The organism is Amphibacillus sp. MSJ-3 (genome assembly GCF_018919165.1).
Classification (GTDB): Bacteria; Bacillota; Bacilli; order Bacillales; family Amphibacillaceae; genus Amphibacillus.
The window spans coordinates 20,903-40,616 of record NZ_JAHLQM010000018.1 but is presented as its reverse complement, the minus strand read 5'-3'; the positions used below and the strand labels follow the sequence as shown (position 1 = coordinate 40,616).

Below are 19,714 nucleotides of genomic sequence, written 5' to 3'. Positions count from 1 at the left end.
ATCCTAATTTGACCCCTCTTCGCTCATTTCTTGCTCTGCATCTAATGACATACCATCTTCTGTTAATTCGATTTCACTACTATATGTTTTAATTTCTGCTTCGATTTCATTAATCTTCTGTTGACGTTCTTCACTAGCTAATGATTGATCAGCTCTTATGAATTCGCGTTGTTTAATCAAGGAATATAATATTAAATCTCGATCTTCAAGAAATCGGGCTGTTTCTAGTGCTTCTTCTGACCCACCACGACCGATATTGATCCAGTACTCGTAATAAAGAGGATCGGATTGGAGCGTAATTGTATTGCGTATATTTTGCCGTTGTTCCTCCGTCAATGCCTCTGTCATTACATAAGCATAAGCTAACTCATATTGCGCAATTCTGGGTAACTGATCGATAGGATAAGGCTGTAAAAGAGAAATCACTTCACTGTAGGATTGATTTAAATAACCTGCATGTGCCTGAGTAATGTTAGCTTGTCTTGGTTCGTTAATAAAAATAATATTAAATAAGTAAATTAAGACTGGAATAAGTATAATTATTGCTGACCACATACCATAACGGTAGCTATTCCACTTTTTTAGTGGAATTTGTTTAACTTTCAGCATTTGTTCATTTTCTTCATTGATAACTCGTTCAAGTATTTCCTCTAATTCAAATAAGCTGACTGCAGCAAAGATATCTTTAATTAATTTGGGTAACTTTAATGTTTGGTAATACTTTAAATAATGTTTAAATTCATAGGTGGGATCAATAAGATAAGCAAGCATCGCCTTGGTTTCTAATAATAACTCTTCTTGGTTTTTCTCATATGGTGGTAAGCTTTCTTTCACACCGTAATAAAGAAAAGAAGGTGACAGACCCTTACTTACCACTATATTTTCTGGACTAACAACTAGATGGAGTCTAGTTAATGAGTGGTTTTTAACTTTATTTATTAGTTGATGTCCAACTAAACTTCGCTCCTTTCTTGTCAATTGTTCTAGTTTATCATTATAGTAACTTGTTTTTTCCAATTGGTAGATGAGTTTTAACTCATCTTGTTCCATCTCTATCTTTCTCTCTATCGAATCATCCAAAGTTTTTAATAAATTTATTTCAATAACTTGATCAAGCCTAACCGTCTCACTTTGAAATGTGAAAATCACTTGATTCTTCTCTTTTGAAATTTCCACTGTTAATTTCTCTTCAAGATAACTCTTATTTTTATCACACATCATACTACTCCCTCGCATAGTTCATATGCTTACTAATGTCCTACGGATCACAATTAAGAATATTAATTTTATCACCTGTCATAATACCCGCATCTATTAATTTTATATCACTTGATACAACTCGACTTTTATTCACTATCCTTACCCAAGATAAAGGATTAGCTTTCTGAAAAACATCCGACGTTTGTTTTACAATTTCAATAAGTCCCTTAACTGTATGATGATTTGATAAACGAATATCAAGTTCAGTTTGATTAATTTCTTTGATACTGACTGTTATTTCAATATACATTTATGCACCTCAATGTGGGAAAGAGCACTTATCATCGATACATTTATTAAAATGAAAAGCAATATATAAGAATTAATAAAAGCGTGATAAATCAGTGTTTGATGAGTGTTTGATGAGTGTTGACCGAAATTAAAAAACGCAATAAAACGCAATAGAAAGAAATGATCTGGGGCTGTTTTTGGGGCTACAAAAATAAAATATGCTGGGTAGACGTTTTGGAAAAGGACGTTAAGAGCTAAGGATTTTACTCCCTAGCTCCTTTTGATTTATTTCACTCTTATCTTTTGCCCTGGTCTAATCAAATTATAATTTTTAATGCTAGGGTTAAGCTTTTTAATCTTGTCCAAACTGATCCCATGCTTTTTAGCAATCTTACTTAAATTATCGCCACTTTTTACTGTATAGTATTTAACTGCAGATCCACTAACCTTTAACTTTTGGCCAACCCTAATCAGATTAGGATTTTTGATGTTGTTATCCTTAACCAATTTATCGACTGTTGTGCCATATTTTTTAGCGATGGCTGATAGGGTATCACCACGTTTGACTGTGTATGTCGAGCCACTGGCTACCGTTTTAACTGGTGTATTTTTCTTAAGCCCAAACACTCTTACTAAACCATTAACATGACCTTGTGCAATCTGATCTATCACACTAGATTGTTTTAATCGATTAGCATCAGCTTTATTATCAATAAAACCACTCTCGCTTAAAAACCCAGGCATCTTTGATTCTCTTAAGACGTGGAAATTGGCTCGCTTTTTACCGCGATTTTTAAAGTATGGTGTTGCTTTTCGTATTTCACCATGCATAACATTCTGGTAAGAGATTGTAGCACTTGAAACATTACCATTATAAATAAAGTCCTCGTAACCTGATCCACCACCTGCGTTGATATGGATAGATACAAAATAATCAGCGCCCCAATTATTAGCGTCAATCGTACGTTTAACTAACTCAATTGTTGTATCGGTTGTTCGACTCATCTTAACAGACACGTCTTTATAATCTTTTAGATAGTCTTGTACCTTTTTAGCAATTTTTAAAGTTAGGTCCTTTTCCTTTAGCCCATTTGCTGTTGCACCTGGGTCTGTTCCGCCATGCCCTGGATCTAAATAAATTTTAACCATTATTATCCTCTCCTTTAAAATAATAAAAGGACACCGCTTAAGCGACATCCTTATTTTTTGCTTGCTTATATAATTGGTTACTAAAAACTGCTGCGCCACTGACTAAAACTCCTTGTATGATTGCATCTACATTAAAGCCCATCAGTGCCACCGTAAACAACACCCCTAATACTAATAAGATATAAGGGATGGTCCAATCTTTAATCTTTGGTGTCGATTTAATAAATGTACCCAAAACTAAAAGCACTGGAATGACAATCAGTGCTTGTTCTACGATGTATTCATTTAGCATTTCCTGCATTACTTTTCACCTCCCCTTAAGTTATCAATTCGCTTATGAGCCTGTTTGGTTGATTCTTCAACTCTTATAATTCTTCCGTTTAATTCGCCAATTTGGCGCTCATTAGCTCTTAAATCAATCCTAATGCTATCTACACCATTGCTGATGTTATCTAGCTTAGTTTCGATCACCGCTTCACGTGTCGCATCGTTTTTAACTGCTTTATGGCTTTCGGCTTGTTGTTTTTGTTTATTAAGCTGATAACCAAGTATTCCAATAACAACTGATGCAATCGATAATAAAATTCCCACTTCTAGCGACATATGCAACCTCCCACTTTTAACATAAAAAAAGAACCCTTATAAAGGATTCCTTTTAACTTAACTCGGTACTTGAATTAAACCATATTTTGTTTTTATTTTTTGTACTGAAAAATCATTCGGCTTAAAATCTCTTTTTCTTTGTTTTTCCTCATTGATCCAAGCCCCAATTGCTACTATTTGATTTTCAGCCTCTACTAAATGCTTGTCACCATTATGCTCTATTAAATACAATATCATTATACCCACTCCTTTCTCACTATTTAATTCGATTAGGGTAGGTATAAATCCTGCAAATAAAAAAAAGACACTCGATTATGAGTATCTTAAAAAGGTTATTCTAATTGATAAACAAGCTGATGATCTGGAGGAACGTTCCAAGCGCAATAAAAGCCAGTCCAATAAGCGTAAATTTTCTACTTTTATACTCTTTACGATTTATATCATTCAAATCATTCCATGTAGCACCCCCTGTTTTGGGCTTTGAAAAAATAATATCCGCAAAAGTTATGAACGTTCCTATAAAAGCAATAAGGATTCCAATACTAGCGACCATATGCTCACCTCCCATCTAATTACTTATTACGACAGGAGGTGACAATTATCCTTCTTTAAACTGCTAAGGAATTTTTATACGCTTCCAAATCCTCAACATATTGATTAGCTTCAATTATCTTCTGATCCACAATTAAACTTCTCAACCCGTCTGTGTTGCCTTTATTGGCTTCGTATTGTTCTTTCGTAATTTCGACAGGGTCATTGTTAATAAACTTAAAACCACTTGTGATATACTGCAATTCTACCCCTGTATAGTCCTCTTGATAGCCGTTACCATATTTAAAGTTAATTCCCGTTATTGTCACTCTCATGTCCATCCTCTCCCTCATCTAATTTAAATTGGTCACACAGATAATCATAAATTTCTGATTCTTCCCCGCCGTATTCCTCATCTTCAAACTTTCTTAAAATGGGTTTCATGGTACGAATCATTTCACGATTATCACCACCTTCGATAACCACGACTTCTTTATTTAGCTCCGTTATATCCTCAAGTAGTGCTGTTTGATTTTTGACATCATAATGATCATTTTTAATAATCGGATTGCCCTCATCATCTTTGTTGGCATGTTCCTTTAAAATTTCTTCTCGATCTTCTAGATATGCTTGATATTTATCTTTTAAAGTACTGATAAATTGACGTCTGATACGTGATTGTTTACGGACTAACGTCAATTTCTGCATAAAATTAATACTTCCCGCTAATTTTCCTTTTTCAATTTCAACTTTCATTATGCTACCTCCAGTTTTTGTACTCTTTGTTCCAGTTGAGCAATTTTTAATGCTGTTGATTCTATATGATGATTGACCTTTAAATCTAACTCTTGGATCGCCTTGGTATTAAGTGACCTGTGCGAATAGTTAGATATACCACTACCACTTTCAGAAATGACTTCCTCAGGTGTTCTGTACCCATCGCCAATAACAAAACCATACTCTTTTTTGTCACTACCACGTGTCCACTCATACAGATCAGCTTGATTGATAATATCTAATGCGCTACAATTCCAAGGAGTGATATTATCCTTAGTTTCAGCTAATGAGCTGTCCACAAACTTTTTACCCTCAATATCACCGTTATACTTAATGATTAAGTCATCCCTATAATCCGCTCTGCCGTTATGCGATCTAACACTAAAAATTGGTTGATTAGTGTATCTCTGAGGATAAACCATCATATTATTATTGTCAGTATGGCGTGTGATGACGTGCACTTGATTGCTAGTAGCTATACTGCTACTGCCAAGCCTTACCCCTTGCGTAAAACCACTAGCCTCTCTTATATCCATTTTATATCGTGAAGTTACCCCGCTGCTTTCGGCTAAAAGGATACTTCGCCAACTCTCCGCTTCATAATTATGGCGTACTTCCCAAATCGCATTCGCTCGCCTGTTTAAACCGCCAAAATATTGATATATGTCATTCGTTGTACTCGATTGGTCTAGGATAATTGTCGGTTGATCTCTAGATACAAACTCATCTTCTGACACTGCTCTACGGTTGCCAAAGAGTTGTAATCTTGCACCACTAACCAACCCGTTGTATGGACCAGATAAATACGTCCGATTCAGGCTTGCTGATGTTGTCAAAACGGGTCTTACTAACCCGCCGATATTCATTCCTAGCGTAAAAAAGTCTCGGTCAACAGTTAACGCTATCCCGCGACCAGATACACCCGATACTGGACTAAAGCTACCGATCAACTGACTTTTTGTGTTGTAAAATTCTATTCCATACTGACCAAATGTCATTGTTAAGTTGCCATCTTGATAACTTTCAATTAGCCCGTCATACATTTCTAATCTTCTTTTTCCAGATTCTTGCACGATCCTTACACCCGTCAATGTCCCACTTTTTATATTACTCGCATTAAGATTAATAATATTAACCTGTGCAGCATCTAAAGTGCCAGTTGTCATCTTACCCGCATCAACTGATGTGATATTGGCATTTGAAACTCTAAACGTACCCGTCACCGTTGTGTCACCGTCTAAGATAAGCTTTTTACCACTAATTAAAATATCCTCATCAGATATATTAATCTGATTAATGACATCGCTTTTTTCGACACGTAAGTTAATATTATTGGACAACTGTGTGATTTGGGATTGGGTTTCTTCTTCCAAATCGTTGATCACACTTTGCAAACTTTCAGCGGTTAGCGTGAGTTGTGCAATATCACCTTGTGCATTGCGTAAATCGGCTTGCATAGTCGTTGACAGTTGGGTTAGGGTTGTGATGTTTTCTTCTGCATCAGATACCTTGCTTTGTAATCCTTGTGCCGTGATGGTAAGTGAGGTTATATCCTCTGTATTCGTATCAACAACCTTACTTAGTGCTTCTGTTTCGTCAAAAGCAGTCTGTGCTTTGTTTATGGCTTCATTAGCGTTACTTGTGGCTAGTTCGGCTTTTTCTTTTGCTTCTAGGGCGTTGTTTTTTGCTGTATTAGCCGTTTCACGTATATCGGATATATCCTTACTCGTGATCAGTTGCCACTGAATGCCATCATAACGGTAAGTAGCCTCATGCACCCCATCAATACCCTTAAACCATAGATCGCCTTCTACAAAGTCTCCCACCGGCTCATCTGGACTCCAATAAATATCGTTTTTTTCGTCAACGGTACGGATAACTTGATAGATACCTTTCTCGACTTCATCAATTTTTTTAGCGATGTTTTCAACGTCATTAACTTTATGAGTCAATCGGCTCTTGATGTCACCTATTTCAACGGATAGGTTTTTCTCGTCAATCACGTCGTACTCAATCAAATTGACGATTGCTGTGCCATCAACATTTAGCTTGCTATGTCTAACTGTGATCGTATCGCCCATACCCACCAATTCAAGACTAGCGACATCCTTATATTCTTCGGTTTCCCATAAGTGTTCAAATTGGACTTCCATTTCTACTTTGGGATTGTCTCTGCCTGTTTCTTTAAACCAGTCTTTAGCAATATTTAATAAGTCTTGACCGGTCTCTACACCTTCCTCGTTACTGTAATCGACAGGTAAGATATAAGGCATCTCATAGTTGTCAATGTATGGACTATCAATGTATTTGCCTGGTACGGTAATTAGCTGTTCAGGCTCATCATCTGTTGCCTCTTTATAAATAAAAGGATAGATGCGAGTAACTAGACTAGATATATCAAATTTAGCAGTCAGACCTGTTAAATTCTTTTTATAGGTGACAAGCACGCCATCATCATGACCTCGTCTATCGTGCATAACTAAATTAAAGTTATCCCGCTCGATCTGTCCGCCCCATATCTGCAAAACAGACCCTTCCACTCCGCCAACCATTGCTAGTGGGCTCTCTCTGTAAATCTTGGTGCTAGATCTTGTCGTGACGTTAGGGCTAGTTAGCGTAAATGGGTGCTCATAGGCTGTACTAGAGCCGATCAGCTCCATGACTTGCCTTTTTGACATGTTGTTAGCGACTAACCGCTCAACAAAATTCTTCGACAAGTCATAGGTGATATGTTGGGCATAGATAAGCAAATTATCATTTTCGTGATCTTTCTCTATCAGATAAATCCTAAAGAGCTGATCAGACTGTCTGTCATTGGCTTTGGCTTTGATAATCATTTCTTTTTCAATCACATCAGCTAAAAAACCGTCATTGTCATATTCGATTTTTAATTCAAACAGACCGTTTAGTTCTTCAGTTGCTACTGCTTTAATCGATCCTGACAGCAATCCTAATCCGTTGTGATTAAAGTTTGTTTCATTGCTTTTGTAGAGTCTAGGATACAATCAGTTTCCTCCTTTCTTACGGGATAAAGGGAGGCGGGTTTTACACCCACCTCCATCTTGGATTAATTTCTAATTTAGTTATATCCCCATCAAAATCAATAACATTGTCCCCATGCTTAAATACAGGAAAATCACCAACCATATGACTGTTTAGATTGGTGATAATCCCGCCTGCGTTTCGATAAGCATTCATTAGCTCACTATCGATGATAATCGTTCCATTGACATCCTTGATTCCGATTTCTTGATCATTGATATAGATTTTCCCCGTTCCCTCTGCGTGTGCCGTTATAACAGGTTGTGACTCATAGCCGTTATTAGTTAAAGTTGTCTCTTCGGTTATTGTTTGGCTAGAATCAGCTAGTTCATATTGAAAAGGGTCAAGGGTGAAGTTGACGGTGAACTTTCCAAAACGATACACAACATTCTCCGCTGTCTCTATTTGTACACTTTTGACCTTATAAAAAACTTCGTCATCATCCATAAAGCTTAAAGTTTTAGCCTCGAATAGGTGAGGTTTAGCTAGCCTAAAAGACTTTTTAAAAGGTTTGTCCTCGTGAAAATAAAACTCGATGGGATAAGCAATATCCTTAAAGCCGTATTTTTTAGTCAAGCTCCCATGCCGTCCTCGAACCTCTACATGCTCAACATCTTGTTCAGGTGTGGGGACAGACGGTAATGCGGCATAATATAAATCATGATTAGATACCTCTACATCATCAATTAAAAGTGTTCTATCAAGCAAAGGCCGCCCTCCTTCTTTCACCTAAATGGCTTAATTTCTCATCTAGGGTATTTGCAAGCTTATCAATATCTTTGTCATTCCGAATCACTGCGTGGACAGTCACATTGTTTTCATTGCTTACAGTCGATACCCCACCCGCTCCAACATAAGAGGACTGTCTACCTGCCTCTCTTGCATATCGCATAGAAACATCATGGGGGATGACTTGAGTTCCACCTGGCAACATGGCAAGTTCACCACGTCCACCCTCATTCATGTATGCAAAACCACCCGCCCAATTATTAGTACCGTGATAAAGCTGAGGAATTTTTGAAATACTAACTCCAGGTATCTTATTGATTATGCCGATTGCTGCGTTAATACCCCCAGTAACTCCATTAACAAACCCCTTTACCTGTCCAACTAAGATTTCTACACTGTTTCCAATCCCGCTAAAAACACCTGAAACAAAAGACTTTAAACCATTCCAAGCATTTGTGATCGCATTAAAAACATTCTGAATCTTAGTAGATACCCTGGTCATCACCTTAGTTACGGTATTCCAAATACTGTTAAACACCTTTGAAACCGTACCACTCAACCGAGCGATCACACTAGAAACCGTCGACATAACCCCGCTAATAAACGAGCTGACACTCCGAAATACTCCAGAGATAACTGTAAACACTGTGTTAAATACCCCTGTCACAAAGACAATGATCGGACGAATCGCATTAAAAATAGAGGCCATGATGCCCGCTATAAAGACTATGATCGGTGATACAATGCTCATAATCGTTGTGATAACCATAGCGATAAAAGCAATGATGGGTGTGATAGCTGATATAACATTAGCCATAACATTAATCACCACCGTAAGCACAGACATGACCACAGGGATAATCGCCTGGAACACAGCTATCACTGCACCAAGTATTGCGATTAAAGCCGGTGCAACTGCCGTTACGATATTTAAAAAGGCATCAATTAAAACCATAATGACAGGTACAAGTGCATCAACCAATATGGCCACTAAAGGCAAGAATTGAGAAACTAAACCTAGCACCGTTGTCACCAATGACATGACGATAGGTACCAGTTGGCTGAATAAATCAACTACAATAGGTAATACGGCTGATATAATCTGCATAAATACAGTACCTAGTTGTGCAACGATAGGAATTAAAGTAGCAATTGTATTCATTACAACAGGAATAATCGCTGCTGCTAATTCGCCCAATGTCTGACCTAAAAGCGTAAGCATTGGCATTGCCATTGAAGCAATTTGGCTAAAAGATTCAGCAATTTGTGGACCGAAGTTTTTTAAGATCATCATGACGATTTTTAAGACAGGATTAAAGCCTATGAATAACATAGATAAGTTACTTACTTCACCGCCTGCATCCTTAAAACCGACCACTAAACTGGATACAAATTGACCAATCACATCAACAACCGTCATAACAACACCCGTAATCGTGTCAAAAGCACTTAATAGTTTACCTCCAAGACCGTCCGCAAAAGAAGATACACCGTCCTTTGCTCCGTCCCACATCGTTGATAAGATGGGCGATAGGAAGGATACAACATTGGATATTATATCGCTAACAATTCCAAAGGCATTTGACACTTTATTTCTAAACTCTTCACTTTTTAACCAAGCAACTGCAAAGGCCGCGCCTAATGCAATAACAGCACCAACAACAAGACCAATCGGGCTAAAGAGTAGACTGACTACTTGTGCCACACCCCCAAAGCCTGTTGTTAAAGTCCCAATCACTTTTAAAGCGGGACCGATACCCACAGCAACCGCCGCGCCAATACCGACCGCTTTCAATAAAAAGCTTTGAACAGATGGATCAAGATTATCAAAACTTGCCTTCATGTCTCTGACTCGATCAATGAAACCCGTAAAGGCTTCACCGAACTTGACACCCATATCCGCCGCTTTATCTGCTAAACCGTCAATATACCCGATTACCTCTGGTATCATAGGTTTAATTGTTGAGAAAAAGCCTCCAGCTTGACCACCTGCATCTAAAAAGTTAGCGCCTAAACGTCCAACTGCTGCGCCGATGTTTGCGATTCCTGCAGTAAAGGATTCAGCCCCCATAGTTTGAGCCGCACCACCGATATTCTTTTCAACCGCATTTAAAAACATTTCAGAGGAAATCTCACCATTTGAGGCCATGTCAAAAACAGCGTCCTCTGTCACTCCTGCCTCATCAGCGAGCCATTGGTAGATCGGTAACCCTCTTTCAGATAATTGCTGTAAACTGTCGTTGTATGCTTTATTTGAGGTCTGAACCTTATTAAATATCGGACCCATACCACTTAGACTGTCACCCGCAATAGCGGCCGCATCACCTGTTAAACTTAAGTATCGAGTGAGTTCCTTACCTGGTTTAATTCCTGCAGCAACTGCACTTGCTGCGGTAGTTGCCGCTTCATCCATCCCAAATGATGTACCCTTAACGGATTCAAGCGCTGAGGTCATAATAGTTTCAACGCTCTTCCCATCATGCCCAAGCCCTTTTAGCTTAGCTTGGGCAGTGTCAATACCCGTTAAACGATTAAAACCTTTAACGAGCGTAATTCCTGTTAGGGCACCTGTTGCAGCTAAAGCGGGAGCCGTTATCTTACGTGTAAGAGATGACCCAACTTTACTTATGCCTTTCCCGATCTTTTGCATATTTTTTCCCATAGTAGACGTTTTAGTCTGCATAGTGGCCAGAGAGGACTGAGCCATCTGAAAACCCTTTTGCAGGCCTTTGGCATCTGCCGTTAGCTTTGCCGTCAATGTATAATCTGCCATTCAATCACCCCGCTTCTCGTTGTGGCTTTTTGAGTCCAGAAGCTTGATAAATCTTATCAACCCAAGACTTACCATCCCGTTCCTCAATCTCAGTAATGACATCAACTGCTTTTAAGTTGTACTCCAGGTCAACCTTTTCATTTTTCTTCTTAAAGAGCTCAATAAATTTCTTATTTTTCTTACGTAAAGCATTATTAACTGCGTTCAGTACAGCATTTCTGATATGAGTCATATCGTTGACCAACTTCGATTCATACTCTTTTCTGATAAACATTTTTTCTAATTCAGTTAATTCGTTATAATCCTGCTTATTGAAGCCAAAATTGACAACAAAAAAAGCAAGATCCCGCTCTGTGGCATAAGATCCTGCTATTTTTGCTAACTCCTTTTGTTTATCCGTAATCGGCTCACTAGATCCTGCGTCAAAATACTTGTACTCTACAAGCTCTAGCGGAACAAAAAACCCAAATCTTCTTGAAGTTTTGTAACAACCGCCGCACAAATATTTTCGTAACCTTCTGATCTTAAAAGGCTCTCAAAGATGTCTTGTGCTTTCTTGCCGTTAACCGCCTTTTCTTCAGTAGCATCAAACAATCCAATAACAAACAAGCCTTCTAAAACGTGAAAGGATAACAGACCTTGAGTGTTTCTCAGCTCATTCATAACTGATATTTTAAGTAAAGCCTCAACATTTTTAATTTTTTGTGTATTAAATCGTAAATCGAGTGTATTTCCATCAACTTCAAACATTTAAATTCCCCTCTCTTTTAGCCTTCTACTTCCCCGCCCTTGTCATCTTCACCGGGCATAAGGTCAGCATTTTCTGTGGTTAGATCAACTAGTGCACCATTACCCTCTAAACTAACAGAGTAAGTGACTGCATCATCAAATGGGGCTTCAATTGGATAATCTGTAACGATTGCTAGCCCACCAAACATAGCCTCTTTTGTCTTTTGGTTAATGACCTTCAGGCAAACAAATTCGTCATCATCAAAGGACTTGGTCAGTGTTCTATGTGATTCATCATCACCTACATAAAGCCCATCATTGTCAATTGACCATTCTTTCATTCCACCAATTTTAGCCTTCCAACCACCTTTAGTGTCCTTGGAAGTTACCTCAATTGAATCTTTAGATCGGTTAATCGTTAAACCTTGTTGTCCCGCTACGGCAAGGAGTTTATCCCCTGTTGCATTAAAAACAGCAAGTAGGATATCCTTACCCGCTACCGCTTTTGTTGCTGTGCCACTAAAATCACAATATAAATTATCTTCAAAAGCCATTGCTATCTTCCTCCTTTAAATTTTAACTTTAAAGCCATATGAGACTTTAAAAACAAAAGCCAATACAGCATGTCTTTCTTTCGTTTCAGGCTCTTCGTAATTCGAGATCAGCCCGCTTTCCGTTTGTCCCCACAACTCATAGCCCTCAGGTAACTTGATGTACTCTGTCAAAGCCTCATCAACTGATTGGATGTTTTTATAGTGGGGTACACTTGATCCTGGTTCAGATAAAATGTGGACGTGCACTAAGTATTCATGCACGAACATGGTCTTTGTATTTCTTGGTGTTGAGCCAACAAACTCTAAATAACAAAAAGGGGCGGGCTCATCTTTCGGAATGTCGTCTAAACATTGCAAATGTGTCCCCTCGTGGATCCTATTTTGAATGGGTGCATGCAAATCGAGTAAGGATAACTTTTTTAGCATATCATTTCCTCATTTCTGTTATTAAATCTTGTTTAAAAATAGGCTGTTGGATATTTACGTTAGACCTCAAGTAATATTGACCCCCAACATACCCACCACCAACAAGCCTGTGGCCGAATTCCACGTGAGGGGCATAGTCTTTCGTGTAACCAAACACATCGCCACCAACAGATGCGCTTAGTCTTAATTCAGACGTATCGACTGGCGTTCCCCCACTGGATGGATTAGACGAACTTACTGCCCTGTTTCTCATCTCTAGGATGTTTTTGCGTTCGACTTTACGGTAATCAGTCTCACTCTTTTTTCGTAAAGCATTAGCTAAATCTTCAACACCTAGCCATTCATATCTAATCATGGTCTAAACTCTTTTACGTGGACTAATCGCCAACGCTTGAAGTCGCTTTTGGTGTCGATAAGGGTATAAGTCATCTCTTCCACTTCAACCCTCTCAGCATGTTTTATGACGTTTTTAGGGGCATCCGTTAATAGTTTTCTTTGGGATTGGGTTATTTCTCGATCTAAAAGGGCGATTTCCTCAGTTGTCCACTGGGTAATCGCACCTTTGTATAAACCGATTAAAACGGGTTCTTTTATTGGGTTGTTTAACTCATCTCGACCTATTTCCTCAAGTGAAAAGAGTTTAATGGGTTCCAATCTCATAAAAACCTCACAACCCCTCTTTTTTCGTCTTCCTCATCATCTATCATGCCTTTATAAGACTGCAATTCTTGATCGTACTCATCTAGCAAACTATTAATAAATTTAACAGAAAAGACGTCAACAGATTCACTGTCAACGCCCTCGTGATTCATCTCATGTCGATTGATCATAGCTGTTACAACTTCTACACAGATCGATTCTAATTCGCTTGGAAACTCGTCTTTTTTAAGTCCCGCACGTAGCAAAATTCGGTCTTTAGCTGTTCTGATAAATTCATCTGCTAGTAAGTCATCAACATCAGGCTTACGAATTTTTATACGGTCTAACATTTAATCACCGCTTTTCTATGCTTCAAGTAAAGCAAGTAGAGCAGTCACTTGCTCAGCTGTGAATTGTGGTTCTGCATCTTTACCATTTGTGCCATCCTTACCATCAGCACCAGGATCTCCTTTGTCCCCTTTAGGTCCTTTTTCTCCAGGTTCTCCTTTATCGCCTTTTGGACCTTGAGGACCACGTTCACCTGCTCCACCGCTTGCTTTTCTCACCAGTTTAGCAAGCCCACCTTCTTCAACGGCTTCAGCTACATATCCAATTCCGGTAGATTCAGATGCAACGAGTACACCACCTTCACCAACTTCCACATACGTTCCGGCTGATAAATCTTCCCCCGCTTCAACTTGCCACACTGGATTATTTTTTAACGTAACAGTTACTTCACTGTCCGCACTTAAGGCTCCAGTGGATCTGAAATCAGGTGTACCACCTGCAGGAGTAATAGAGATTTTTGGCACTCCATTACCCCCTGCAAGTGATAGCAATCGATTAGGTGCAACGTCTTCTGTGACTAGAGCTTTAAATGTACTCATTATCCTTCTACACCTCCGTTAGCGATCGTACCAACTACCACACCATCAATGCGTTCTGCAAATAATACAATCCCGTAAGCTGTAACTGTTTCAGCGGTTAAGCGTTGTTTATTTATGTCATGCGTAACACCAATCAACCCTGTTGGATCAGTCGTAAAGTCAAAGGCTTTATTGACCTCACCGCCATTCATCGTTGCATAAGCAATAACCAAGTTATCTACTGCAGTAGAGTAAATCGTACCTTTTGGGATATCCCCATGCATAAATACCACACGGTTATTTAAAAAGTCTTGGATATAAGTCATGCCAAAAGCGCTCTGAGTAGTGATATTCGCTTTCCCTAGATAATCGGCCGCATCAAATGGGTTGATGAATGAGATGACTTGAACATCATCTTCATCAAATTTAGCTGTAACCGCCGCCCAAGCGTTAGCCATAACCTCTTGTAGGCCTTCGCCTGTTGCTTCACCCGTACCTGTGGCCAATTGATCTAACAGCTTAGTACGAATCCCTTTTTGGATCTCATTGATAAACTTAGTATCGGTCAAAGTAATCGCACGGCTAAAACCAAACTTCTGAATATCTTCCATTGGCACTGCTTTACGTTTTTTATTCCAAGTTAACTCTTGAGTAGGGCCATCTTCTAATACGACTTCTGATAGCGGGATAACCGCACCCGGTTCAACTTCTGTGCCATCTAAAGTGACAGATGAGGTGTACGTCTTGATAATCGTTCCTGCTGGCATTGGTAGACGTCGTTCAATTCCTAAAAGCTCATACAACGTTTTAAATCGTTGTCCAAATCTTTCTGTAAAATCAATGGATAACGCTGTTCCTAAATCTCTTGTTAAATTTTCTTCTGGCATTTAAATTCCTCCTAATTTTATTGGAATAGATGCGAATTTTCTTGAATAGCCTTAATACGCTCTGCTCCATCCCTAATGTTTAAAATATCTTCTTTTGACATAGCTCCGACTCTACCTGTCTGTTTTTTAGGTGGCTTCCCTTTTAGCTTTTCTTTCATTTTTCCATCTGAGACTTTGTTTACAAGATCAGTAAAAGCCTTGACAGCATCATTTGTTTTCTCAGCATCTTCTCTGACCACGAAATCAAGAATTTCATCATTAGCGACAATGCCTGATTCAGCTAAAATAGCAGTTGCTGTTTTACCTAGTTCAAAACGATTTTGAGAGGCTTTTAACTCTTCATTCTCACGTTTTAACTTTTCAAGCTCGTACTCCCGCTTTTGTTCAGTATTCATTTTGGCTAATTTCTCAGCTTCCTGAACAGCTTTCTCTTTATCCTTCAAAGCTCGTTTCTCTCTATCGGCTAACATTTTATCGAGCTGAGCTTGAGTTAAAGTAACGGTTTCCTCACCCTTTTCCTCTTTTTCTTCACTTTCTGTATCCTCTGGTTTATCTTTTGGATCATCTTCTAGAATTTCTTCATCCTCTGGATCAGAAAAGAATTGTAGGTCAAGCGGTAAGCCCTGTTCTGCTCTAAAATTTAGACTTGAAGCTATATCCCCGACAGAATAAGGCGTGCTTTCTGCTATTTTTTTAATCTCATCAATTGTCATTTCTAAAAGCTCCTTTTTTAACGTCTTTGTTGACGATTATTCCTTGCACAGTTTTACGACTTGGGCATGTTCGGGTCAAGCCTTGCACCTTTTAAAGCCTTGAGCATGTTTTGGGCATAAAAAATACAGCTAACGTAAGCTGTCACCGAGATAGTGGATCACACTCCTTCCTAAGCAGATCCTTCAGGTCTGTATGGAATTTCAGCATTCCCAAAGTAGAGTTTATTGCTTTTAAGCACTTGATAAAGGACAATTCCAAGGCGATTAACCATATCCTCGTCCTGTTTGTCATAGCCAGCCTCAGTAAAAATCGCATGAAGTAGCTCATGGACAAATACTTGTTCTTTTTTGTCTTGACATATGTCCGCATCAATTTTGATAATTCCCTTTTCGTAAATAACCTGACCTATTAAATTATGGTCTTCCGCTAATCCATTAACTAAAATAACGTCATAATTAATCCCTGCTACATCTACTTTGTTTGGTGTCACTCAACCACCCCCATCCTTAAAATTAGATATAAAAATAGCACTCAGCGCATTTTTGCGCCCAGTGCTTAATTCACTATTATCGTCCCATCTTCAAGTTTCTCTATAATGATCGTTTCGCCAATTTCCGTTAATTCCTTTTTAGCTTTATCTGCGTTGTCTTGATTGCCCTCATACATTAAATCCGTGTGATAATACTTAGCCAAAATTTCATAAATATTTTCTTTATTTTCTTGATTAATGACCCATTCATCCGGAATATAAATCGGCATCATTTCACCCCTTTTCTATTCATAGCGATAGCTAAGACATTCTCGAATATCATTTTTTCACTACCCGAGAACGCCCAACCCCATTCGATGCTTTTTATTGCTGACGCTACATCATCGATAATTCTATCTTTATAGGGTTTGTTTTGTGGCATGTTCTCTAACAATTTATCGACTATGTCTTCTTTATTTTTCTGAATATATTCAATATAGTTCTTGCTGAATTCTGTAAAATCGTATTGGGTTTCTTCTAGTCTATCATACAATGTACCCCATTCGGCATTAGGTGAATCAGAATATCTGAACTTCATTGCTACTTTTCCAAAATCAGCTATAGAATTACAGTCCTTGAATTCGGGCAACTGTTTTAATCTTGGTAGGGTTTCTATTAAATGCCCTGCGTAACTTGGAGAAATTTCCCTTTCTACTCCAATCGCTTTTGTAATATAATGGGCTGTAGATTCAGCAAAAACATCATCCATGTAAGCCCATTTATCAAAAGTTATGCGGTTTATATCTTGATTAACCCCATTCGATTTAGCGTGGAACAACTCATGAAAAACTGTTTTTATTTGATATTCGACTTCTCGAACATCTCCACTATTAATCTCAAAAGACAACACTTCCATCTCTTTATTGCTAGGATTTAGCCTACATTGTCCATGATTATTAATTTTATGCCTATTAACTTTTAAAGGTAAGCCTTCAGATTCCACAATTTTAGAAGCTAAAGTTTTAACGTTTTTCCCATCCCAGTTATCATAAATACTCTTAAACATTTCTGTAGTTTCTTGCCCATGTTCTTTATCTTCTATGATTCCAATAAAAGTAGTCCTGCAATACGGATGAAAAGGCGGGAAATTCAATCCCACTTCCATTTCATCAAATCTAAACCTTTCCCCGTCCATCTCACGACAAATAGGGCTAGTTTTATGATCTCGAATGGCTGAAATCTCGTATTCTTCTACACCTGCATTTTGATAGGCTTGTGTGTGAGCTTGGTTTAATATAAAAGAGGATTCAGTCCATACAAGCCTTTTTGCATCAGATGCACCTACCTCAAACCGCTCTCGAATGGCTTTTGTCATCTTGGCATAATTATCGCCTCGTGCTAAACCGTCACGGTAAACCGTCTGCATATGCTCCAACATTCGTTCTTTATTTGACCAGATACGATTGGAAAAGTTTTGCCCATTTACCCAACCGCTAAAAAGTGTATTTCTCATTGTCTGATCGTCAATTGCTAAAAACTGATTGCCAATACCAAGCTCCTTTAGCATGTTTTTATAATGTTTACCGTAGGTTTTCTCTAAATGCTTTTCTAGCTCCTGTTGCTCGATAGCGCCCAATTCTAGCAATTTTAATTGAGTTGAGTAGTGTAAGCCTTCTAACCTGTTCAACTGGTAAATAGACTCACGTACGGGCATTAAATCGGAATATTGTGGATACTTCTCTGCAAACCGATCCATATCTTGAAAGAGTAGATTTCTATCAGCGTCTGACAAATCTTGAAGCATTGTTCTAAACTCAATCACGTTATCGTGACCATATTGATTAAAATAGTTTCCTATATCCTTCTCAAGCTCTTTAGCTGTACGCTGATATTCTTTTTCAAGCTTTTTAGATAGGCGGGCATCCTCTTTATCTTGGTTGGTGAGCCATTGATCTTGTCTGTTTAGCCAATAGCTTTTATTCTTCTTGGCCATCCTCATCCACTCCCTCACTCGAAACAAACGGAGTCATCATATCACGATTAAAGCTATTTTTAGCCTGTTCCTCGCTTTCTTTGTCGATCTGGTCTAATTCATCCTGAACATTATCAACAGCTGATAGTACGGCTAATTGCGTTCGTTTAGATGTGATTCCTGCCAACTTACCCGCAGTCTCCGCTTCTTCTGCAATGTTATTCGGAATATTTCGGGTAAAAATGTAATCAATGTCTAAATAAGACTCTTTATCGACTCCAAAGTTGGTAGGTATAGCAAACATCATCTTGAAACGTCTGATCATGCCATTATTAAACTTGCGCTCTTTCATCAATGCGACGTTTTCCATCGACTGTAGCTTGAATTTCAGACTTATTCCGGACGAGGTACCAAAGTTCTCATCTGATATATTTGATACCATTGAAATTTGGAAAATAAGCTTTTCAAGCCGATCAATTAAATTTTCTTGTGTAGTATCAGCATTTGGCTTATCCAGGAACTCAACAACGATCTTACTCATATCCCCATCTTTTAAGTTAATGATACGGTTATCCCGTATGCTTTTTAGCGTATCCTCGTCTAGGTCTACTCCTAAAATAGCTAGATAGGCATCTGCAAAGTAATCCACATCATTTGCCTTTTCAGATAGAGCCTTGTTATAGGCATTGATCAATGATTCAACGTTTTCAAAAGCCGATTGCCTTTCTTCGTTCTCAATATACTCAACCAATGGCACATCCCCGAAATAATGTTCAGTTGATTCTGCACCAATCACAATTTCGCCTTTGTCATTTTCGGAAAAGTCCCTCTCATCTGTAGTGGAATAAATCGTCCCGTAAAGCCTGCCCTCGTCATCTTGTAAGATGTGGACCCCATATAATGGCTCTTGGGCAATCGAATCATCATAGATGATAAAGGCTTCGTGTGGATCCATATATGTCACTCGATTATTTACCTCGTCATCAATCCATAAAAATTCATAGGCATGCCCATAGATACTGCACATTTTAGCTAATTCAGCGTTATTGTCATTTTGACTGTTCCGCTTTGCGATCGTTCGCATCTTATCTGCCACAGTAGGCACTGGATGGTCTGTTTTAACGGGATTGCCCATAAAATAACCGTTCAGCGTGTCAACAATATATTTTGCAAAGTTGACCATAATGCGGTTATCAGGTTTATGCAATTCCTTATTCTCCTGTTTTAGAATTGGATGTTTGCCCTGGTACATATCCATCAAACGATTGTATCTAGGTAGTCTTGCTTTATGCTGATTAATAAAGTCTCTTAAAATGTCACTCGTTAATTCCTCGTCCTTACCCATTGTAAATAACTCCAATTT

At 38.5% G+C, this 19,714-nt stretch carries 26 protein-coding genes; all 26 read right to left on the bottom strand.

Annotated features, from left to right (window positions below):
* Positions 1 to 3 precede the first annotated feature (3 nt).
* The 26 genes from essB to KQI76_RS06985 all read right to left on the bottom strand — a co-directional run bounded on the left by essB (position 4) and on the right by KQI76_RS06985 (position 19,711).
* Positions 4 to 1,218, bottom strand: a complete 1,215-nt coding sequence (gene essB, locus KQI76_RS07110; protein WP_216399629.1) for a type VII secretion protein EssB — start codon at positions 1,216 to 1,218, stop codon at positions 4 to 6.
* Positions 1,219 to 1,258: 40 nt separating this feature from the next.
* Positions 1,259 to 1,510, bottom strand: a complete 252-nt coding sequence (locus KQI76_RS07105) for an EsaB/YukD family protein (protein WP_216399628.1) — start codon at positions 1,508 to 1,510, stop codon at positions 1,259 to 1,261.
* Between the two features lie 266 nt (positions 1,511 to 1,776).
* Positions 1,777 to 2,640 (bottom strand): N-acetylmuramoyl-L-alanine amidase, encoded by an 864-nt coding sequence (locus tag KQI76_RS07100; protein WP_216399627.1) that lies wholly within the window; start codon positions 2,638 to 2,640, stop codon positions 1,777 to 1,779.
* A 37-nt stretch (positions 2,641 to 2,677) separates the two neighbouring features.
* On the bottom strand, positions 2,678 to 2,941 hold the full coding sequence (locus KQI76_RS07095) for a phage holin family protein (RefSeq protein WP_216399626.1): 264 nt from the start codon (positions 2,939 to 2,941) through the stop codon (positions 2,678 to 2,680).
* Positions 2,941 to 3,243: a hypothetical protein gene (locus KQI76_RS07090; protein ID WP_216399625.1), complete on the bottom strand. Its 303-nt coding sequence runs from the start codon at positions 3,241 to 3,243 to the stop codon at positions 2,941 to 2,943. Before KQI76_RS07090 ends, KQI76_RS07095 begins: the two co-directional genes overlap by 1 nt.
* Positions 3,244 to 3,300: 57 nt before the next feature.
* Positions 3,301 to 3,480, bottom strand: a complete 180-nt coding sequence (locus KQI76_RS07085) for a hypothetical protein (protein ID WP_216399624.1) — start codon at positions 3,478 to 3,480, stop codon at positions 3,301 to 3,303.
* Positions 3,481 to 3,580: 100 nt separating this feature from the next.
* Complete coding sequence (locus KQI76_RS07080; RefSeq protein ID WP_216399623.1) at positions 3,581 to 3,796, bottom strand: hypothetical protein; 216 nt, start codon at positions 3,794 to 3,796, stop codon at positions 3,581 to 3,583.
* 55 nt (positions 3,797 to 3,851) lie between these two features.
* Positions 3,852 to 4,109: a hypothetical protein gene (locus KQI76_RS07075; protein WP_216399622.1), complete on the bottom strand. Its 258-nt coding sequence runs from the start codon at positions 4,107 to 4,109 to the stop codon at positions 3,852 to 3,854.
* Complete coding sequence (locus KQI76_RS07070) at positions 4,084 to 4,530, bottom strand: hypothetical protein (RefSeq protein WP_253288852.1); 447 nt, start codon at positions 4,528 to 4,530, stop codon at positions 4,084 to 4,086. Before KQI76_RS07070 ends, KQI76_RS07075 begins: the two co-directional genes overlap by 26 nt.
* Positions 4,530 to 7,556 (bottom strand): phage tail spike protein, encoded by a 3,027-nt coding sequence (locus KQI76_RS07065; protein ID WP_216399621.1) that lies wholly within the window; start codon positions 7,554 to 7,556, stop codon positions 4,530 to 4,532. The genes KQI76_RS07070 and KQI76_RS07065 overlap by 1 nt, the downstream gene beginning before the upstream one ends.
* A gap of 40 nt (positions 7,557 to 7,596) precedes the next feature.
* The gene (locus tag KQI76_RS07060; RefSeq protein WP_216399620.1) at positions 7,597 to 8,301 is read right to left on the bottom strand and encodes a phage tail protein; all 705 of its coding nucleotides are present in this window, start codon (positions 8,299 to 8,301) and stop codon (positions 7,597 to 7,599) included.
* Positions 8,294 to 11,095 carry a tape measure protein gene (locus KQI76_RS07055; protein ID WP_216399619.1) on the bottom strand — a complete coding sequence of 934 codons (2,802 nt, stop codon included), beginning with the start codon at positions 11,093 to 11,095 and terminating at the stop codon, positions 8,294 to 8,296. The genes KQI76_RS07060 and KQI76_RS07055 overlap by 8 nt, the downstream gene beginning before the upstream one ends.
* Positions 11,096 to 11,099: 4 nt before the next feature.
* Positions 11,100 to 11,597 carry a phenylalanine racemase gene (locus KQI76_RS07050; protein WP_253288851.1) on the bottom strand — a complete coding sequence of 166 codons (498 nt, stop codon included), beginning with the start codon at positions 11,595 to 11,597 and terminating at the stop codon, positions 11,100 to 11,102.
* Entirely contained in the window at positions 11,543 to 11,845 is a 303-nt protein-coding gene (locus tag KQI76_RS07045; RefSeq protein ID WP_216399618.1) for a segregation and condensation protein B, read from the bottom strand. Before KQI76_RS07045 ends, KQI76_RS07050 begins: the two co-directional genes overlap by 55 nt.
* Before the next feature lie 17 nt (positions 11,846 to 11,862).
* Positions 11,863 to 12,378 (bottom strand): phage major tail protein, TP901-1 family, encoded by a 516-nt coding sequence (locus tag KQI76_RS07040; RefSeq protein ID WP_216399617.1) that lies wholly within the window; start codon positions 12,376 to 12,378, stop codon positions 11,863 to 11,865.
* A 15-nt stretch (positions 12,379 to 12,393) separates the two neighbouring features.
* Positions 12,394 to 12,804, bottom strand: a complete 411-nt coding sequence (locus KQI76_RS07035; protein ID WP_216399616.1) for a DUF5072 family protein — start codon at positions 12,802 to 12,804, stop codon at positions 12,394 to 12,396.
* A gap of 1 nt (position 12,805) precedes the next feature.
* On the bottom strand, positions 12,806 to 13,159 hold the full coding sequence (locus tag KQI76_RS07030; protein ID WP_216399615.1) for a hypothetical protein: 354 nt from the start codon (positions 13,157 to 13,159) through the stop codon (positions 12,806 to 12,808).
* Positions 13,156 to 13,464 (bottom strand): hypothetical protein, encoded by a 309-nt coding sequence (locus KQI76_RS07025; RefSeq protein WP_216399614.1) that lies wholly within the window; start codon positions 13,462 to 13,464, stop codon positions 13,156 to 13,158. The genes KQI76_RS07030 and KQI76_RS07025 overlap by 4 nt, the downstream gene beginning before the upstream one ends.
* Positions 13,461 to 13,793: a hypothetical protein gene (locus KQI76_RS07020; RefSeq protein WP_216399613.1), complete on the bottom strand. Its 333-nt coding sequence runs from the start codon at positions 13,791 to 13,793 to the stop codon at positions 13,461 to 13,463. The genes KQI76_RS07025 and KQI76_RS07020 overlap by 4 nt, the downstream gene beginning before the upstream one ends.
* Before the next feature lie 15 nt (positions 13,794 to 13,808).
* Positions 13,809 to 14,330 carry a hypothetical protein gene (locus tag KQI76_RS11775; protein WP_253288850.1) on the bottom strand — a complete coding sequence of 174 codons (522 nt, stop codon included), beginning with the start codon at positions 14,328 to 14,330 and terminating at the stop codon, positions 13,809 to 13,811.
* On the bottom strand, positions 14,330 to 15,196 hold the full coding sequence (locus KQI76_RS07010) for a hypothetical protein (RefSeq protein WP_216399612.1): 867 nt from the start codon (positions 15,194 to 15,196) through the stop codon (positions 14,330 to 14,332). The genes KQI76_RS11775 and KQI76_RS07010 overlap by 1 nt, the downstream gene beginning before the upstream one ends.
* Positions 15,197 to 15,213: 17 nt before the next feature.
* Positions 15,214 to 15,909 carry a DUF4355 domain-containing protein gene (locus tag KQI76_RS07005; protein ID WP_216399611.1) on the bottom strand — a complete coding sequence of 232 codons (696 nt, stop codon included), beginning with the start codon at positions 15,907 to 15,909 and terminating at the stop codon, positions 15,214 to 15,216.
* Between the two features lie 170 nt (positions 15,910 to 16,079).
* On the bottom strand, positions 16,080 to 16,400 hold the full coding sequence (locus KQI76_RS07000) for an ImmA/IrrE family metallo-endopeptidase (protein ID WP_216399610.1): 321 nt from the start codon (positions 16,398 to 16,400) through the stop codon (positions 16,080 to 16,082).
* A 65-nt stretch (positions 16,401 to 16,465) separates the two neighbouring features.
* Positions 16,466 to 16,669: a hypothetical protein gene (locus tag KQI76_RS06995; protein ID WP_216399609.1), complete on the bottom strand. Its 204-nt coding sequence runs from the start codon at positions 16,667 to 16,669 to the stop codon at positions 16,466 to 16,468.
* Complete coding sequence (locus KQI76_RS06990) at positions 16,669 to 18,372, bottom strand: minor capsid protein (protein ID WP_216399608.1); 1,704 nt, start codon at positions 18,370 to 18,372, stop codon at positions 16,669 to 16,671. Before KQI76_RS06990 ends, KQI76_RS06995 begins: the two co-directional genes overlap by 1 nt.
* Positions 18,356 to 19,711, bottom strand: coding sequence for a phage portal protein (locus KQI76_RS06985; RefSeq protein ID WP_216399607.1), 1,356 nt, complete (start codon positions 19,709 to 19,711; stop codon positions 18,356 to 18,358). The genes KQI76_RS06990 and KQI76_RS06985 overlap by 17 nt, the downstream gene beginning before the upstream one ends.
* Positions 19,712 to 19,714: the final 3 nt, after the last annotated feature.

Coding starts and splice junctions, on each gene's coding strand:
- essB (WP_216399629.1), bottom strand. CDS start 1,218: ATGTGTGATAAAAATAAGAGTTATCTTGAAGAGAAATTAACAGTGGAA.
- KQI76_RS07105 (WP_216399628.1), bottom strand. CDS start 1,510: ATGTATATTGAAATAACAGTCAGTATCAAAGAAATTAATCAAACTGAA.
- KQI76_RS07100 (WP_216399627.1), bottom strand. CDS start 2,640: ATGGTTAAAATTTATTTAGATCCAGGGCATGGCGGAACAGACCCAGGT.
- KQI76_RS07095 (WP_216399626.1), bottom strand. CDS start 2,941: ATGCAGGAAATGCTAAATGAATACATCGTAGAACAAGCACTGATTGTC.
- KQI76_RS07090 (WP_216399625.1), bottom strand. CDS start 3,243: ATGTCGCTAGAAGTGGGAATTTTATTATCGATTGCATCAGTTGTTATT.
- KQI76_RS07085 (WP_216399624.1), bottom strand. CDS start 3,480: ATGATATTGTATTTAATAGAGCATAATGGTGACAAGCATTTAGTAGAG.
- KQI76_RS07080 (WP_216399623.1), bottom strand. CDS start 3,796: ATGGTCGCTAGTATTGGAATCCTTATTGCTTTTATAGGAACGTTCATA.
- KQI76_RS07075 (WP_216399622.1), bottom strand. CDS start 4,109: ATGAGAGTGACAATAACGGGAATTAACTTTAAATATGGTAACGGCTAT.
- KQI76_RS07070 (WP_253288852.1), bottom strand. CDS start 4,530: ATGAAAGTTGAAATTGAAAAAGGAAAATTAGCGGGAAGTATTAATTTT.
- KQI76_RS07055 (WP_216399619.1), bottom strand. CDS start 11,095: ATGGCAGATTATACATTGACGGCAAAGCTAACGGCAGATGCCAAAGGC.
- KQI76_RS07045 (WP_216399618.1), bottom strand. CDS start 11,845: ATGTTTGAAGTTGATGGAAATACACTCGATTTACGATTTAATACACAA.
- KQI76_RS07040 (WP_216399617.1), bottom strand. CDS start 12,378: ATGGCTTTTGAAGATAATTTATATTGTGATTTTAGTGGCACAGCAACA.
- KQI76_RS07035 (WP_216399616.1), bottom strand. CDS start 12,804: ATGCTAAAAAAGTTATCCTTACTCGATTTGCATGCACCCATTCAAAAT.
- KQI76_RS07030 (WP_216399615.1), bottom strand. CDS start 13,159: ATGATTAGATATGAATGGCTAGGTGTTGAAGATTTAGCTAATGCTTTA.
- KQI76_RS07025 (WP_216399614.1), bottom strand. CDS start 13,464: ATGAGATTGGAACCCATTAAACTCTTTTCACTTGAGGAAATAGGTCGA.
- KQI76_RS07020 (WP_216399613.1), bottom strand. CDS start 13,793: ATGTTAGACCGTATAAAAATTCGTAAGCCTGATGTTGATGACTTACTA.
- KQI76_RS11775 (WP_253288850.1), bottom strand. CDS start 14,330: ATGAGTACATTTAAAGCTCTAGTCACAGAAGACGTTGCACCTAATCGA.
- KQI76_RS07010 (WP_216399612.1), bottom strand. CDS start 15,196: ATGCCAGAAGAAAATTTAACAAGAGATTTAGGAACAGCGTTATCCATT.
- KQI76_RS07005 (WP_216399611.1), bottom strand. CDS start 15,909: ATGACAATTGATGAGATTAAAAAAATAGCAGAAAGCACGCCTTATTCT.
- KQI76_RS06995 (WP_216399609.1), bottom strand. CDS start 16,669: ATGCCGATTTATATTCCGGATGAATGGGTCATTAATCAAGAAAATAAA.
- KQI76_RS06990 (WP_216399608.1), bottom strand. CDS start 18,372: ATGGCCAAGAAGAATAAAAGCTATTGGCTAAACAGACAAGATCAATGG.